The organism is Clostridium celatum, from assembly GCF_021412605.1.
In the GTDB taxonomy this organism is placed as follows: Bacteria; Bacillota; Clostridia; order Clostridiales; family Clostridiaceae; genus Clostridium; species Clostridium celatum.
In genome coordinates, this window is record NZ_JAJKGM010000035.1 from 1 (window position 1) to 17,487 (window position 17,487).

The following is a 17,487-nucleotide window of genomic DNA, read 5'->3' on the forward strand; positions in this document are numbered from 1 at the left end:
ATCAATGTGAATTATTAGCTAGAAGTGCAGCATAAAAAAGTTTGACTTTTTGTGTCCAAAATATTGACATAAGACCAATCATTCCAATTAAACGGAATAAGTGGATATAAGTATTTTTCACCAGTAATTGTTTTAGTTGTTAATACGATTATAATATTTATAATTATTCCTATAACAAATCCCCATTTACCTAGTAAACCTGTTAATAAAAGTAGTATAATACGCAAAAATTTTAAAGCAAATCCTAATTCTATACTTGGTTGGACAAAACTAGATAATGCAACTATTGACATATAAAGTATAGTTTGAGGTGTAAACCAACCAGTTTGTACAGTATAATCACCTAATATTAAACCACCTATAATTGAAAGTGATGTACCTAGTGAATTAGGTGTATTAAGTGAAGCTAATTTAAGTCCATCTATAGCAAATTCAGCTAATATGAATTGTAAAAATATTGGCAGTACATATGGATCCTTAGGAAGTAAAAAGTTTAGTTTTCCAACTAGCCATTGAGGATTATCAGTTAATAAAACATAAACTGGAGTTAAAAACATATTAACAAAAAGAACTAAGAATCTTAAAATTTTTAAATAATTACCTGTTAAAACTGGTAAGTAATAATCATCAATAGATTGAATAAAATCAAATATGCTTGCAGGAAATATTAAAACAGAAGGTGTATTATCTATTAAAATTGCGACTTTTCCTTCAACTATTTCAGCAGCAACTACATCAGGTCTTTCTGTATGCCTAGCTCTAGGAAAAGGATTTAATCTATTTTTAGGAGTTAAAATTTCAATAAAGCTTTCATCTCCTAATGTTAGGGATTTAATATCAGTATTATCTATTAATTCTCTAATTTTATTTAATGTTTTTTTATCAACAGTACTATTTAAATAGCCAATAGCAATATCTGTTTTGGATATTGATCCTATAGTATGCATTTCAAAAATTAAGTCTGAATCGCGTATTCGTCTACGTATTAGAGCTGTATTAAATACGATAGTTTCTACAAAGCCATCGTGTGAACCACGAAGAACTTTTTCTTTATCAGGTTCATCAATACCTCTTGAGGGGTAAGTTCTATAGTCTAATACTAAGGCTTCAGGAAACTTTTCACAAAGTAATATAGATTGACCTGAAAGAACGGCTTTTACTAAATTATCAATATCATTATCAGTACTAGCTTCTATTGAGCTAAGTGCCTTTTCAATCAATTCATTAGCAGAGGTTATTAATTTAAACTCATCTGCTTTTACATTGTACATATCTCTGCGGACATATTCCATATTAGTATCTTTTACAAATCCATCTAGATAATAACAATAAAATTTGGTATTATGCACATCTATAATTCTTTCTAACACATCAAAGCTTTTACCAACATTAAGCTCTTTTTTTATAGTATTTAAGTTGTGCTTAAAATCATTTGTTAGTTTCATCTTTTCCTCCTTAAAATATAATAATAACTTTAGTTTTAGCTTTTTTTTATCTTATATACCAAAGTATGAATAGACTTATATGAATTATAAATATAAGGAGGGATATAAATAAAAAAGTCAATTATTAAATTTTCTGAAAGTTAGTATTACTTTCTTTAAATTTTATAATTGACTTTAATATCTATTTATATGATGTTTTTTTTTCGATAGGTTTTACAGGAATTAAATTACCGCCATAAAGATTCATTTCTTTGAATTTTATCTTGAACGCTTTTTGATAAGTTTTTATTGCATTTAAATCTTTTTTTGTAGCAATACAAATTGAAGAACCAGAAAGTGTTCCACGAGCAGTTCTTCCAGCTCTATGTAAATATTCATCAGGATTTGCAGGGAAATCCATACTAATTATATGTGTAATTTCAGGAATATCTAATCCCCTAGCTGATACATCAGAAGATACTAAAACATTAAATTTACCATTTCTAAATGCTTCAATTGATCTTTGTCTTTGTTCTTTAGATGCATTTCCATAAATAGCAGTAGATTTTACTTTATGATAATCTAATTTTTCATTAATGTTTTGAAGTTCTGTACTGTTATTTACAAAAACAATTGCTCTAGTAGGAGTTTCCGCAGCTAAAAGTTTTCTTAAAGTTTCAAATCTATCTCTAAAGTCACAAGTTATAAACATATGAGAAATATTAGGATTAAGAACAGATTTTTCTTCTGACTTAACTATTTCAACTTCTTTTACTAATGATTTAGCTATATCTAATGTTGTAGCATTTATACTAGCAGAAAAGAACATAAGTTGTCTATCTCTCATTGTAGCTTTAATTATATCTTTAATTATTGTAGCTTTATTTTTAGCTAAAAGGCTATCAGCTTCATCCATAACGATTGTTTTAATAGTATGTGCAGTAATTTTTTTCTTCTTAATTAAATCAAGAACTCTACCAGCAGAACCAACTATTATATGTGGTTTAACTTCCTTAATTTTTTTTATTTGTTTTTCAATATTAGATTCTCCCATGATAGTAAGAGAAGATATATTTATATTTGAATTTTTTGCAAGAAGTTTAATTTGAGCATCTATTTGCATTACTAATTCATGTGTTGGTGCTAAAATAATAGCTTGCATTTCTTTTTTATCAGTATTTATTTTTTCAAAAATAGGACATATGTAAGCTAAAGTTTTACCACTTCCAGTATGAGATTCGGCAATTATATCCATATTTTCTAAAGCCTTTGGGATTGTTAAAGTTTGTATTTCTGTAGGTGTAGTTATATTTTGTAATTTTAAACCTTCAATTATATTTGAGTTTAAATTAAGTTCATTAAAAGTTGTATTCATTATTCTCTCCTCATTTTTTATTTTTAAAGTACTTTTATAGTATACACTAAATTTTAATTTAGTATAGAAAATAATTTTATACAAAAAATATAATCCTAAATAAAGAAATAAGGGGAATTTTATAAAAATAATTGTAAAAAATGGTAACTATATATATAATATAATGTAGAAGCGTTATTATTAGTACACAATTTTGAATATGGAAAAGTTGGTTCATAAATTTAATATTTTTGAATATATCTATGAAGTAATAAGTTTTAAAGTAGGGGTGGAGCAAAAAATGGGAAAAGAAGATATCGAAAAGGCTGGAGGTATTAAGGAAGAATCTATAGGAAATGAAATAAGTAACACTACAGATGAAAAAGAAATAATACAGAACAATGAAGAGGTTAATGGTAAAGAAGAAAATGAAAAAAATGACATTAAATATGTTAATGAAGAGGAATTTTCTAATACCAATACCACTAAGGAAAAAAATAATGGGAAAAAGAAAATAATAATAGGCAGCATATCTTTAGTTATAGCTATCTTATTGATAAGTGGTATATATTATGGAGTAAAAATAAATAACTTAGTTAAAAGTTATAATGATAAAGTATATCCAATGTCTTATATTTTAGATAAAGATATAAGTGGAATGAATAAAGATCAGCTCCATAAAACTCTAGAAGAAATATTAAGTACTGTAGAAGAAAAGGAAATAGAAGTAACTATTGGTGATAGAAAGTTTGAAATAGCAAGAAGAGCCTTAGATTTAGATATAGATTTTGAAGCTATTGAAAATGAAGTTTTAAATTATGGAAAAGACAATAAGTTTTTTGAAAAATTAAAGCTTATAAGAGATCCTGAAGAAAAAAATTATGAAGTAAAACTTACTTACAATGAAGAAGCAATAAATGAATTTATTCAAAAAATAGCTACAGAAGTTTATGTAGAGCCAAGTGATGCATCTATTAATATTAACGGGGGAGAAATAAACATTACAGATGGACAAATTGGAAGTGAATTAGATTCAGAAAAATTAACTAATGAAATAAAATCAGTAGTTGAAGATATTGGTGGAAATGATGTAGTTACATTGTCAGGTGAAATAAAAGATGTTGACCCTAATATAACAGCAGAAGCACTTCAAAGCGTAAATGGAATTATTGGAAGTTATACTACTTATTTTTCAGCAGGTCCAAGTGGGACTAATATAGCTTTAGGAGCACTTGATATTGACAATACATTACTTATGCCAGGGGATATTTTCTCAACTGTTGATGCTATAGGACCTACAACAGCAGAGTATGGATTTGTTTTAGCTAATACTTATGTTGATGGACAAGTAGTGCCAGGATATGGTGGAGGAGTATGTCAAATAGCAACTACACTTTATAATGCAGAGCTTAGATCTGGAATTGTTCCGTTAGAAAGAACAAATCATATGATGACAGTAGGATATGCACCAATAGGATTGGATGCAACAATTGGAGATTATGAGCCAGACTTAGTATTTGAAAATCCATATGAATATCCTATAGTAATAAAGGCTTATACTAGTGAGGGATCATTAACAGTAGAGTTTTGGTCTAATACAAATGCTACTAATGGAATAACATATGAGCCAAAGGCTTATCCAAGTGGTAGTCTTTATGCAGAAACATATCTTTATGGATATGATGCAGATGGAAATGTAGTTTATGAAGAATACTTAAATAGTAGTAGTTATAGGCCTTTTAGTTAATAAAATAATTTATTTAAAGATAGTATTAAAATTTAAATTGGTTGTATCAAAATAACTATATGATAATTTTTAGAAATATTCATATTAACTTTTGATACAGCCATTTTTTATTATTTTAAATAATTAAAAATTATAAATTGTGATAAAAATTGTAATTTATGAAAACATAATAATATCAATAAATTTATATTTAATTTTAAATATCTAAAAAAATAAATAACAAAGGAGAAAAATATGAAAAAAGTATTTGAGATTTACAAAAAAGATTTGAAAAATATTTTTTTAAATTATGGAGCCTTAATAGTGGTGTTAGCATTATGTATACTACCATCATTGTATGCTTGGTTTAATATTAAGGCATCTTGGGATCCATATGCAGAATCTGCAACTAGTGGAATAAAGATTGGTGTTGTAAATAAAGATGTTGGAGCTACACTTAACGGAAAAGAATTAAATTTAGGAAATGATGTAGTAGATGAATTGAAAAGTAATACACAATTAGGATGGCAGTTTGTTAGTGAAGAAGAAGCTAATAAAATGGTTGAAGAAGGAAAGTATTATGCAATGATAACTATTCCTGAAAACTTTTCTAAAAACTTAACGTCTATTGTTGGAGAAAATGTAACAAAAGGAGATATAATTTATACAGTTAACGAAAAAATAAATGCTATTGCACCTAAATTAACGGATAAGGGAGCAAGTTCAGTTCAACAAAAGATAAGTGAAGCAGTAGTTTCAAGCGTAAGCGATGCAGTATTTGGAATGGGTAACAAAATAGGTGTAGAGCTTGAAAATCAAATTCCTAAAATTGATACAATATATAATTCTTTATTAGATATACAAGGACATTTTGGGAATATTAATGATATAGTTAATTTGGCTGGAGAAGGGGCAGAGCAACTTAAGACATTAGTATCAGGAATTCAAAATGATATTCCACTTATAGAACAAACTATTAACAATGCACAAACTTTAAGTGGGGAAGTAAAAGATTTTTTAAGCACTTCTAAAAATAGTTTAAGTAATATAGCACCAATAATTAAAAATGATATTAATATAGTAAATCAAATATCAACAGAGGTATCAAAGTATACAGATGCAGTAATAAATGCAATAAACTCAGGTGTGGAAAATTCGCCGGAAATGATAGATAGTTTAATTGAAAAGCTTAATAGTATAAGTAATAGTGCAAGTTCATTAACTGGTATTTTAGAAACTATGAATAAGTTTAGTCCAGGTAAATTTGATGATATTATATCCACTTTGCAAGGAGTTAATGATAATGTTAATTCAGCTATTAGTGCTTTAAATACAGTTAAAACTAATATAGCAAATGGGCAAGCGCCAGATTTATCTTTATTAAATAATGTAATAACTATTGCTGATGATATTAGTAATATAACAAGTGATTTATATAATAATTTTGATGCGAATATAGCTGGAAAAATTAGCACAATATTTGATGATGCATATACAGTAGCAGATAATGCAGCCAATGTATTAGAGCAAGCAGAAACAAAACTTCCACAAGTAACTGATATACTAAACACAGTATATCAAGGAGCAGATAAAGGAATAGAAGGAATTGAGTTTGTAAAGGAAAAGCTTCCAGAAGCTGAAGATATGATAAATGACTTAGTAAGCAAAATTAGTGGTATAAAAGATAGCAATGATTTAAAAGAAATAATAGATTTGTTAAAGAGTGATGTTAAAAAGAGAAGTGACTTTTTGGCAGAACCTGTTAATATAATTGAAAATAAACTATTCCCAATGGGTAATTACGGAACAGGAATGACACCATTCTATACAGTATTATCATTATGGGTAGGACTATTATTATTAGCATCTATGCTAACTACAGAAGTGCATGGGGAATACTCATCAACACAACAATATTTTGGAAAGTTATTATTATTTCTAACAATAGCAATAATACAAGCAATAATAGTAGCAGTTGGAGATTTATATTTATTAAAAATATATTGTGTAAATCCAGTATTATTTGTTATAGGAAGTGTATTTACAAGCATTATATTTACATTTATACTGTATTCTCTTGTATCTGTACTAGGAAATGTAGGAAAAGTTCTAGGAATTGTATTATTAGTAATACAAATTGGAGGTTCAGGAGGAACATTTCCTATTCAACTAACACCTAAATTTTTTCAAATTATACATCCATTTTTACCATTTACTTATGCTATTTCTTTTGCAAGAGAGGCAATTGGAGGCGTAGTTCAAAATGTTTTAATGCAAGATGTAATAGTATTATTGGTATATGGAGCAATATTTATATTAATCTCAATATTCCTAAAAAAACCAATCAATAAATTGTTACATGGATTTAAAGAAAGTGTAGAAAATAGTGGAATTGGAGAATAATAATTAAAAAATTAAAGTAATGGCTTATAGCAAGGGTATTTTAATATTTATTTACTATATTCTTAGTTATAAGTCATTTTTCTTTATTTTAAAATCATAATAAAGTGTAAAAAATATTTTGATATTCTTTAGGATAGACTAGAATATAGATATAAAGTTATTTAGTTTCTTTGGAGGATTTAGTGATGAGTAAGAAAGATATATATTTAGCTGATGTAAAAAATGGAAGTGAAATTAAAACATCATTTATGGTGATGAGAGTGATGTTTAAGGATACTAGTAAGATAGTATGTATTTTAGCAGATAAAAGTGGAGAAATAAAAGCTACAATACCAACTAAAAAAAGTGATATAGAGCAAGGTGTAGTTTTAGAAATAGAAGGTAAAAAAGATGTTAATTTAGAGGTTAAAAAATACTGTATATTAAATGAATACAATGCTATAGACTATTTACCAACAGTAAAAAGACCAATAGAGGATATTATGGAGGAATTAGAACTTTATACTGATGAATACATAATATCTAGAGAAGCAAAAGCGTTAAATGATTATTTTTTTAAAAATGAAGAATTTTTAGAAAAATTTAAAAAAGGTATTGGTGGGGTATCTATGCATCATAATTATATAGGAGGTCTTGCAGAGCATACATTAGGGGTAATGTACTTAACGATAATGCTTTGTGAAAAATATAATTGTAGATATAAAGAAATAGCAATATTAGCAGCTAAGCTTCATGATATTGGTAAAATATATGAATTATATTATGATGGACCTTTTAAATATACATTAAGAGGAGAAATGGAAGGGCATATTGTTATTGGAACACAAATGTTGGAAGAAGCTTTTTTAAGTAATAAGGGTTTTTACTCTGAAGATTTTATGACTAGAATGAAGGGGTGTATAGTTCAACATCATGGTAAGCTTGAATATGGTTCACCAAGAGAAATGAGAATGGAAGAGGCTTTTATTCTAAATTCTGCAGATTCAATAGATGCTACAATGAATAAGATTTCTCAAATAAAAGAAAAAACTGATGAAGGAAATTGGTCTGAATATGATAGAAGAATAGAAACAAGGTTGTATTTATAATAAAGGATATAAATGTAAGGAGGATAATTATGAATAAATTTAAAGATAAGTCAATAGAAGAAGATATTTTTTGTGAAGCAATTTCAAATGATACGCCTATTGTAAATGTAGAAAATATAGTTAAAGCTAATAATACAAATAAGTTTAATAATAATAAAAGTAATATCGAAATAGAACGAGAAAAGTTTAATAAATAATAAAATTAACAAATTTGTAAATTGACTTGAAGTAATAATGTAGATATAATTTTTATAAATAGTGAGGTGATATTATGAGTGGTAAGAACAATAAAAAGCTGCTTTTTGGAGCATTATCAGCAGTGGTTGCATCAGTAGCAGCAGGAGTATTAGTTAAAAGTAATATTAACAAAAAGCTAGAAAGCATGAAAGAAGATAAAGAAAAAGTCAAACCAAAAGAAAAGAAAAGTAAGAATGTTTATTATACAGTCCATCTAGAAGATATTTATAGTCCTTATGAAGATAAGACTTTTTCAGAAGATGATATGATAGAAGAAATAAGAAAAGAAACATCGTTATAAAAATAAGTTTTATAATAAAAAATATTTAATAAAATGAATACATAAAGAATTTAAGTATATTACAAAGATGATTAACTATAAATTAGAAGTTGAAAATGGTAAATGATGAATATGATTGCTAAGTCAGTTCATTTAATTTACCATTTTTAATTTAATATTTATGTTTAAGAGTGCTTTGTAATTTTTTATCTATATTAAAATTCACATAGTATAAAAAATAAAAGTAGTTATTTATCACAATGGTAGGAATAAAACAGTGCAGTAATAATATAAATATAAGGTGATTAGGTAAAAGTATAGAGGGTATGGAAAGAAATACTTTATTACCATGACAAACTATGCTATAATTACCAATGTTATATTTATAAAATGGAGGATTTGACATGAAACACATAAAAACAATAAACAAAACTAACATCAAAAATAGCTTATGCAAACCAGGATGTAAGGAATGTGCAAACTCATGCCAATCAGCTTGCAAAACTTCTTGCACAGTTGCTAACTTAGAATGTGAAAACTAAGAAAAACATAAGCAGTAACTATTTTTAGTTACTGCTTAATGTTGTTTTAAGAGAAAAGTAATATTATTCTTATTAAGGTAAATTTTACTTAAAAATATGTTTTATAACAGAAAAGAATTAAAATTAAATTTATTTATATAAATAAATTTAACTATGAGTTAATATAAAAATTTAAATTATAACCGGTAAGTGTTTTAAGATAAAAATATAATAATTAGGAGGACTTGCTATGGCTTTAATACATAAATTTAAGCAAGGTGACAATTTCTTTGTACTAGATGTAAATACAGGAGCTGTTCATATAGTAGATGAATTAGTTTATGATTTAGTAGATGACAACAAATTAAGAGAAAAAGAAGAGCTTATAAAAGAATTCGGAGATAAATATGGTGTAGAAACTATATCTGAAGCTTATGAAGAATTACTTGAGCTTATAGACGAAGATATATTATATTCAAAGGATCAATATGAAGATATAGCACATTCATCAATGGATGATAGAGATTATATAAAAGCAGTATGTCTAAATATAATTCATGGATGTAACTTAAGATGTAAATATTGTTTTGCTGATGAAGGTGAATACAATGGACATAAAGGTGTAATGTCTGTTGAAACAGCGAAGAAAGCAATCGATTATGTTGTTAAGAGAAGTGGTCCTAGAAGAAATATTGAAATTGATTTATTTGGTGGAGAACCAACAATGATCATGGACAAGGTTAAAGAAATAATAGCGTATGCCAGAGAAAACGAAAAAGCTTGGAAAAAGAACATCAGATTTACAATGACTACTAATGCAACTCTTTTAACTGAAGAAATGATGGATTTCATGGATAAAGAAATGGGTAATATAATCCTTTCTTTAGATGGCAGAAAAGAAGTTAATGATAATGTAAGAATCAAAGTTGATGGCAGTGGTTCTTATGATGATATACTTCCAAATATCAAGAGAATGATTGAAAAAAGAGATAAATCTAAACATTACTATGTAAGAGGAACATTTACAGGAGCCAATACTGATTTCTATGAAGATGTTAAAGCTATGGTAAATGAAGGATTTAGAGAAATTTCAATTGAGCCAGTAGTTTTAGAAAAAGGACATTTCTTAGAACTTAAAGAAGAACATTTACCAGAAATATTCGAAAACTATGATAAACTATATAATGAAATGGCTAGAAGAAAGAAAGAAGGGGATGAATTCAACTTCTATCACTTTAATATTGATTTAAATGGTGGACCATGTGTTTATAAGAGAATTTCAGGATGTGGTGCGGGATTTGAATATGTTGCAATAACTCCACAAGGTGAAGTTTACCCATGTCACCAATTTGTTGGTAAAGAAGAATTTAAGCTTGGAAGTATCTATGATGATACATATGATTCAGAACTTGGTAAGAAGTTTAAGAAGGCTCATATTTATAATAAACCAAAATGTAGAGAATGTTGGGCTAGATTCTACTGTTCAGGTGGATGTCAATCAAATAACTTTGCATTTAATGGTGATATGAACATTCCTTATGAAATAGGATGTAAAATGCAAAAGAAGAGAATTGAATGTGCTATAGCACTTAAAGCAGAATAAATATTTTATAAAAAAACTTCAAGTATATGTAAACTTGGAGTTTTTTGCTATTATGGAAAGGCAGGGGTTTATAAAATTTAAAGTATAAATATACTATATATAGGTATCAATGAGGATGTAGTAAAATAATTATTAAATTGAAGAAACACAAAATTGATAAAATATTAATTGAGGTGAAATAAATGAAAGATTATATTTTAGATAATGGATTAAAGTTAATATATAAAAAAAGTAATAGTGAATTAAGCTCAATAGCTATTTCTTTGGATGCAGGGGCAGCACGTGATGGAGAAAATCTTGGAGTTGCTCATGTTACTGAGCATATGGTATATAAGGGAACAGAAACAAGAAGTGAAAAGAAAATAAATGAAGAGCTAAGCAATATATTTGGATTTCAAAATGCTATGACAAATTACCCTTATGTAGTCTTTTATGGAACATTACTAAGTGAAGACTTACAAAAAGGATTGGAGCTATTTTCAGATATTCTTTTAGCACCAGTATTTACTGAGGAAGGCTTTAAGGAAGAGATGGAGGTTATAAAGCAGGAACTTAAAGAATGGGATGAAGAGCTGGAGCAATATACTGAAGATAAGCTTTATTTAAATTGTATTGAAGGTAGAAGAATTAAGTATCCTATTATAGGCACAGAGAAATCATTAAATAATATAACAATAGATGATGCAATAGATTTCTTTAATGATTATTATTGTGCTAATAATGCAACTATAACTATTATCTCGCAATTAGAATTTGAAGAAGTAAGGGATTTGGTAGAGGAGTACTTTATAGACTGGAGAAGTGAAAGACTTCCTGAAAAGGATGAAATAATTATAAACCCTAAAAATGGGGTTTTTATAGATAAGAAAGCAGAGATAAATACTGCTAAGGTTCAGGTTATTTTCCCTATTAATAAACTGAATCAATGGGAGATAAAAGCATTAAAAGTTTTTAATCAATATTTTGGAGAAGGTGTAAATTCTGTTTTATTTGACACATTAAGAACAAAATATGGATTAGTGTATGATGTATTAACAAGGGTAGCTAATGAAGAACATATAAAGGTTTATAAAATTACTTATAGTACCGCTCATGAAAATGTAGATAAATCAATAGAAATTGTGAAAGAGTTAGTACAAAATGTTGATTGTTTTAGGGAAAAATTACAAAAGAAAGATATTGAAGCTTTAATAAAGAGTTTCAGATTGAAAAGATTATTTGCTGATGAACAAAGTGTAAGATTAGCTATGAAATTAGCTACTTATGATACTATGTTTGGAGATGGATTACTATATATTGATGAAACTGAAAATTTAAATAAAATGCCAGTAGATTTTATTATTAATACAGCTAATAAGGTTTTTGAAAATATGTCAATACAAGTTATAACTAATTTTTAATGGTAGAGATAAATCATAGAAAAAACAGTATTAATAAGTCGAAGGATTTATTAATACTGTTTCTAAGTAGTTAATATTAGATGATTTTATTTTATTACAAGTCCCATTAAGCGAGTTAAGTCTAAAGCTTGCATTGCTGTTACTTCAGTACCGTATAGATCTTTAATTTCTACGTCTATATTAGATATATCACAGGTTGTTAAATCTAGCTTTGTTAATGAGGTTTTATTAAAGTAACAGTTTGAAAGGTCAGAATTATTAAAGCAAACTTTATTTAGTTGTGCTTCTTGAAAAATAGCATCACATAAATTAGTTTCTATTATATTAGCACCTTTAAATTTTGAAAATGAGAAATTACAGTATTTAGCTAAGGTATTTTCAAATAATACATCTTTAATAATACAATCATCAAATTTTGAACCAACAAGTTTGCAGTTTATAAATTCCACTCTATGAATACTTCCACCACTAAAACTTACATTGGATAAATCACAGTTTTCAAATTTTGTATCAATTAAATCAATTCTAGGGAAGGTGCAACTTTTAAAAGTTACATTTTTAAATATACAAGAATCAATAGTTACTGAAGTATCATTTTTATCACTAATAGTAATATTTTCTATAGTTTTATTTTTTATAGTATCTTCATATATAAATTCATCATAAATGTCTTCTATTTCATATAAATCATCTACAAATTTAGGTTTTTGTATTTTTATTAATTTACTCATAGTATTCTCCTGTATTTTACAATATTAATAATAAGTATAATAATTAAAGTTAGAGCAGTCAATGTTTTGAAAAGAAGCAAGAATATTAAGTATACCGATATATATTGAAATTTTATAGTATTTATATTTAATATTTATTAATATAAGATTATAAATATTAAATAACTTTAAAAGAAGAGGAAGATATGAGTAAAAATGTACCGTTATTAGAAGAAGTATTAAAATATAAAAAGGAGAATAATCTTATTCTTTCAATGCCAGGAAACAAAAGTGGTATTGGATTTTTAAGAGATGATATTGGAAAAGAATTTGTATCTAATATGGGTTTTTTAGATATAACAGAGGTTGATCCCTTAGATAACCTTCATTGTCCAGAGGGGGTTATAAAAGAAGCACAAGAATTACTTGCAAAGACTTATGGTGTTAAAAAAGCTTATTTTACTGTTAATGGAAGTAGTGGAGGAAATTTAGCTTGTATTTTTGATGCTTTTAATGAAGGGGATGAAGTCTTAGTTGAAAGAAATTGTCATAAGTCAATTTATAATGGACTTATATTAAGAAAATTAAAAGTAAAATATATTGAACCTGTAATATATGAAGATAAAGGACTGTTTTTGCCACCAAATGAAGAAAAAATTTATAAGGCAATAGAAGAATGTGATAATCCAAAGGGAATAATATTAACTTATCCAAATTATTTTGGAATAAGTTATGATATATCTAAAATACTTGTTGATTTAAAGAAAAAAGGATTTAAAATAATAATAGATGGAGCTCATGGAGCGCATTATGGATTTTCAAAAAAACTACCAAAATCTATAGTTAAGTTTGCTGATTATACTGTAATAAGTGCTCATAAAACATTGCCAAGTTTAACTCAAGGTTCATATCTTTTAGTTAATGAGGATAATAATATAGAATTTTATTTAAGAGCATTTATGACTACTTCTCCATCGTACTTAATAATGTCATCTTTAGATTATGGTAGATATTATTTAGATAACTATTCTGATAAAGATTATAATAATTTGATCCATTTATCAGAAGAATGGAGTGTTAAAATAAATTCTTTAAATAAAATAACTATATTAAAAGAAGAAGATTTACCAAGTAACTATAATTTAGATTTAAGTAGATATGTTATTACACTAGACAAGGAGTATAGTGGACATAAATTATTAGATTATTTTAGAAGTAAAAAAATTCAATGTGAAATGAGCTTTGCATCTGGAGTAGTATTAATATTATCACCATTTAATATAGATAAAGATTTTGAAAAGATATATTTAGCAATTGAAGAATTAGATATAGAAAAATTAAAAGATAATCATTATCAAAATTATTTTGATATAATACCAGAAAAGATTATGGAGCCATATGAAGTTTTTGATAAAAAATATGAAATTGTAAAGATTGGTGATTCTGTCGGAAAAGTTGCTAAAGAATCGTTAATACCATATCCACCTGGAATTCCTTTGGTATGTCCAGGAGAGGTTATATCTAAAGAAGCAGTAAGTATTATAGAAGATTATATAAATAATAAAAAAACAGTAATAGGAATAGAAGATAATTATATAAAGATAATAAAATAAATACTTTAATAATGATATGAATAGATAAAAATAAAGATACAAAAACTATACTATCATTATTAAGGAGATGATTTGATGGAATATAAAGTTGCAGAAGTAAGTGAAATTGAATTTGAAGCTATAAAAAAGGCAGAAAAATTAATGAAAGATGAAACAGGAAAAGACTTTATAATGGGTGCATGGGAAAGAAATAAATAGAAATTATTTAAGTAGAAAGTGTTAATAAAAGATAAGAAGTTTATTAATACTTTCTTTAAAGGTACCATTACTAAAAGGATTCAATTAATAGGACAAGTTATACAATAATACAAAATTATAATATATTCTGAAAAATATATAGCATAAATTTTAATTCTGTGTTATAGTATAAAACCCTAATAAAAATAGGATACAAAAGAGGAGAGGTAAAGTTTATGGAATTATTCGTTACAGATTTAGATGGAACACTAATAAATAATAAAAGAGAAGTAACAGTTTATTCAAAAGAAGTTATTAATAAACTTATAGATGAAGGAGTGAATTTTACTGTAGCAACAGCTAGAACTCCAGCAACTGCGGTTGAGATATTAGATGGATTAAATTTGAAATTACCAATTGCTTTAATGAATGGTGTAGTAATATATGATACTAAAGAATTAAAGTATATAGATATAAAAGATATTAATAAAATTTCAGCGAATAAAGTGCTAGATATTTTTGAAAAATTCAACAAAAACCCATTAGTATATGGTATTAAAGAAAATCATTTATGGGTTTATCATAAAAATTTCGAGCATATTTATGAATATAATTTTTATAAAGAGCGTGCAGATAAAGAGTTAAAAACTTTTGTAGAAATTGTGAACTATAAGGAAGCTATAAAAGATTTAAGCATAATAAACTTCGTTGCTTTTGATACTTATGAAAAGATAAAAGGAATTGCGGAAGAAATAGAAAAAGTTGACGGTATAACTGTTAATTATTATAGAGATGTATATGAAGATTGCTATTTTTTAGAAGCATATAGTAATGAAGCATCTAAAGCTAATGGTATAAAATATTTATCTAAATATTTAAATTATGATAAGGTAGTTTGCTTTGGTGATAACGTAAATGATTTACCAATGTTTGAATTGGCGGATGAAGCTTATGCTACAGCAAATGCTGCAGAGAAAATAAAAGAAATAGCTACTGATGTTATTGGAAGTTGCGAAGAAGATGGGGTAGCTAAATATTTAGAAGAAAGATTTAAAAATAAAATATAAGTTAAAAAAGTGGAAATTGTATAAAAAATAATAAACAAACCGTAGTTTTGTTAACAATTTGTTAAAACTGTGGTTTGTTTTTTGTTTATATAATAAAAAATAAATAAGAAATTAAAGGAAATATGTGCTTAAAAGTTAAATTTAGTAAAAATACCAATTAAATTTAAATAGAAAAAAATCTTAGAAAGTTAGTAATATCAATGATAAAAGATAAAATGATAATAAATACGGAAAGTATTGATAAATTGATAATAAAAAATGAGATTTATTTAATAAATAAGCAGTAAAAGGTTGAAAAAGTTGCTAAAATAATATATTATATGTTTAAGGATAAAATGGAAAACAAAGGGGGAATAATTCATGGAAAGTAAAAGAGACCAGTGGGGAAGTAAAGTTGGTTTCATATTAGCTGCAGTAGGATCGGCAGTAGGATTAGGGAATATTTGGAGATTTCCGTATTTAGTATATGAAAATGGTGGAGGAGCTTTCTTAGTTCCATATTTCTTTGCAATATTTACAGCAGGTATACCGCTTTTAATTCTTGAATATGGAATGGGACATAAATTTAGAGGTTCAACTCCTTTAGCAATGGCAAGGGCAAATAAAAAGTGGGAATGGCTTGGATGGTGGCCAAGTATTTCAGCATTCTTTATTTTAGGATATTATTCAATGATTTTAAGTTGGGCTATGAAGTATTTTACATTAAGTTTTAGTAAAGGATGGGGAAATGATCCGAATACTTTCTTTTATGATGATTTTTTAAGACTTACAGATTCACCTTTTAACTTTGGTGGATTAATATGGCCAATTTTAATAGGAATAGTTTTAGTTTGGGGAATTAGTTGGTTTATATGTTATAGAGGGGTTAAAGGTGGTATAGAGAAATTAAATAAAGTTTTACTACCAACACTTATAGCAATAATGGTGATAATAGTTGTTAGAGGCGTAACTCTAGAGGGGGCTACTTTAGGATTAAATAAATTATTTACTCCAGATTGGAGTAAGGTTATGGAACCAAAGGTTTGGATAGCAGCATATGGACAAGTATTTTATTCGTTAAGTTTAGCAATGGGGATAATGATGACTTACTCAAGTTATTTACCTAAAAAGACTGATATAAACAATAGTGCATTTATGACGGGATTTGCAAATTGTGGATTTGAATTCTTATGTGCTATTGGGGTATTTGCAATTTTAGGATTTATGGCAACAAGCCAAGGCGTACCAGTAGAAGAAGTTGTTTCAAGTGGTATTGGACTAGCGTTTATAGTTTTCCCTAAGGTATTTACAGTTATGGGGTCATGGGGAACAATTCTTGGATGTTTATTCTTTGCTTGTTTAGTATTTGCTGGATTAACATCGTGTGTATCATTAGTTGAAGCAGTAGCATCAGCTATTATAGATAAAACAGGATGGGATAGAAAGAAAGTTGTTACAGGTATCTGTATTACAGGCCTTTTAGTAAGTGGAACTTTTGCAAGCGGAGCAGGTTTATATCTTTTAGATATTATGGATAACTTTATAAATTGTTATGGAATAGTTGTAGTAGGATTACTTGAAGCTATAGTTATAGGATGGATAATAAAACCAGAGGTTATTAGAAATCATACGAATAAGACTTCGTATTTTAGAATAGGAAAATGGTGGGATTTTACTGTTAAGTTTATAACACCAGCAATATTAGCATATATGCTAATTAGTAATTTTGTTACTGAGATTAAGACGCCGTATGGTGGATATAACTTACCAGAAATATTTGCATATGGATGGTCAGTTATTGGATTGGGGATTATAGGTTCATTATTAATTTCTAAAAAACCATGGAAAAACAAGGCTATAGAAAGTTTTGATGAAAGTGAAGAATTAAAAGAGGAGGTAGTATAA

Annotated in this window: 15 protein-coding genes; 12 read left to right on the forward strand and 3 right to left on the reverse strand. The window is 26.8% G+C overall.

Annotated elements, in window-relative coordinates; genetic code table 11:
* Nucleotides 1-14: 14 nt before the first annotated feature.
* Both LPC13_RS12810 and LPC13_RS12815 read right to left on the reverse strand, forming a co-directional pair.
* Complete coding sequence (locus LPC13_RS12810) at nt 15-1,445, reverse strand: spore germination protein (RefSeq protein ID WP_234088852.1); 1,431 nt, start codon at nt 1,443-1,445, stop codon at nt 15-17.
* A gap of 181 nt (nt 1,446-1,626) precedes the next feature.
* The gene (locus LPC13_RS12815) at nt 1,627-2,799 is read right to left on the reverse strand and encodes a DEAD/DEAH box helicase (protein WP_005215969.1); all 1,173 of its coding nucleotides are present in this window, start codon (nt 2,797-2,799) and stop codon (nt 1,627-1,629) included.
* A 280-nt stretch (nt 2,800-3,079) separates the two neighbouring features.
* Here LPC13_RS12815 and LPC13_RS12820 point away from each other — a divergent pair, with 280 nt between their 5' ends.
* The 8 genes from LPC13_RS12820 to LPC13_RS12855 all read left to right on the forward strand — a co-directional run bounded on the left by LPC13_RS12820 (nt 3,080) and on the right by LPC13_RS12855 (nt 12,036).
* Entirely contained in the window at nt 3,080-4,525 is a 1,446-nt protein-coding gene (locus LPC13_RS12820) for a VanW family protein (protein ID WP_169317590.1), read from the forward strand.
* Nucleotides 4,526-4,759: 234 nt separating this feature from the next.
* A complete protein-coding gene (locus tag LPC13_RS12825) occupies nt 4,760-6,907 on the forward strand; it encodes a YhgE/Pip domain-containing protein (protein ID WP_005215967.1) in 2,148 nt (715 codons plus the stop codon).
* A 185-nt stretch (nt 6,908-7,092) separates the two neighbouring features.
* Nucleotides 7,093-7,995 (forward strand): 3'-5' exoribonuclease YhaM family protein, encoded by a 903-nt coding sequence (locus LPC13_RS12830; RefSeq protein ID WP_005215966.1) that lies wholly within the window; start codon nt 7,093-7,095, stop codon nt 7,993-7,995.
* A 29-nt stretch (nt 7,996-8,024) separates the two neighbouring features.
* Nucleotides 8,025-8,192: a hypothetical protein gene (locus LPC13_RS12835; protein ID WP_005215965.1), complete on the forward strand. Its 168-nt coding sequence runs from the start codon at nt 8,025-8,027 to the stop codon at nt 8,190-8,192.
* A 74-nt stretch (nt 8,193-8,266) separates the two neighbouring features.
* Entirely contained in the window at nt 8,267-8,533 is a 267-nt protein-coding gene (locus tag LPC13_RS12840; protein WP_005215956.1) for a hypothetical protein, read from the forward strand.
* A 383-nt stretch (nt 8,534-8,916) separates the two neighbouring features.
* The gene (gene scfA, locus LPC13_RS12845; RefSeq protein WP_003371542.1) at nt 8,917-9,054 is read left to right on the forward strand and encodes a six-cysteine ranthipeptide SCIFF; all 138 of its coding nucleotides are present in this window, start codon (nt 8,917-8,919) and stop codon (nt 9,052-9,054) included.
* Between the two features lie 229 nt (nt 9,055-9,283).
* Nucleotides 9,284-10,636 (forward strand): thioether cross-link-forming SCIFF peptide maturase, encoded by a 1,353-nt coding sequence (scfB, locus tag LPC13_RS12850; protein WP_005215954.1) that lies wholly within the window; start codon nt 9,284-9,286, stop codon nt 10,634-10,636.
* Nucleotides 10,637-10,818: 182 nt separating this feature from the next.
* Nucleotides 10,819-12,036: a M16 family metallopeptidase gene (locus LPC13_RS12855; RefSeq protein ID WP_234088853.1), complete on the forward strand. Its 1,218-nt coding sequence runs from the start codon at nt 10,819-10,821 to the stop codon at nt 12,034-12,036.
* An 86-nt stretch (nt 12,037-12,122) separates the two neighbouring features.
* Here the strand turns inward: LPC13_RS12855 and LPC13_RS12860 are convergent, their stop codons facing one another.
* Nucleotides 12,123-12,767 carry a pentapeptide repeat-containing protein gene (locus tag LPC13_RS12860; RefSeq protein ID WP_005215951.1) on the reverse strand — a complete coding sequence of 215 codons (645 nt, stop codon included), beginning with the start codon at nt 12,765-12,767 and terminating at the stop codon, nt 12,123-12,125.
* A 185-nt stretch (nt 12,768-12,952) separates the two neighbouring features.
* Here LPC13_RS12860 and LPC13_RS12865 point away from each other — a divergent pair, with 185 nt between their 5' ends.
* The 4 genes from LPC13_RS12865 (at nt 12,953) to LPC13_RS12875 (ending at nt 17,487) form a co-directional block, all read left to right on the forward strand.
* Nucleotides 12,953-14,359 carry an aminotransferase class I/II-fold pyridoxal phosphate-dependent enzyme gene (locus LPC13_RS12865; RefSeq protein WP_005215949.1) on the forward strand — a complete coding sequence of 469 codons (1,407 nt, stop codon included), beginning with the start codon at nt 12,953-12,955 and terminating at the stop codon, nt 14,357-14,359.
* A 75-nt stretch (nt 14,360-14,434) separates the two neighbouring features.
* Nucleotides 14,435-14,557 carry a hypothetical protein gene (locus tag LPC13_RS17025; protein ID WP_005215947.1) on the forward strand — a complete coding sequence of 41 codons (123 nt, stop codon included), beginning with the start codon at nt 14,435-14,437 and terminating at the stop codon, nt 14,555-14,557.
* A 215-nt stretch (nt 14,558-14,772) separates the two neighbouring features.
* Nucleotides 14,773-15,603 (forward strand): HAD family hydrolase, encoded by an 831-nt coding sequence (locus LPC13_RS12870; RefSeq protein ID WP_195245365.1) that lies wholly within the window; start codon nt 14,773-14,775, stop codon nt 15,601-15,603.
* A 360-nt stretch (nt 15,604-15,963) separates the two neighbouring features.
* Nucleotides 15,964-17,487, forward strand: a complete 1,524-nt coding sequence (locus LPC13_RS12875; RefSeq protein WP_005215945.1) for a sodium-dependent transporter — start codon at nt 15,964-15,966, stop codon at nt 17,485-17,487.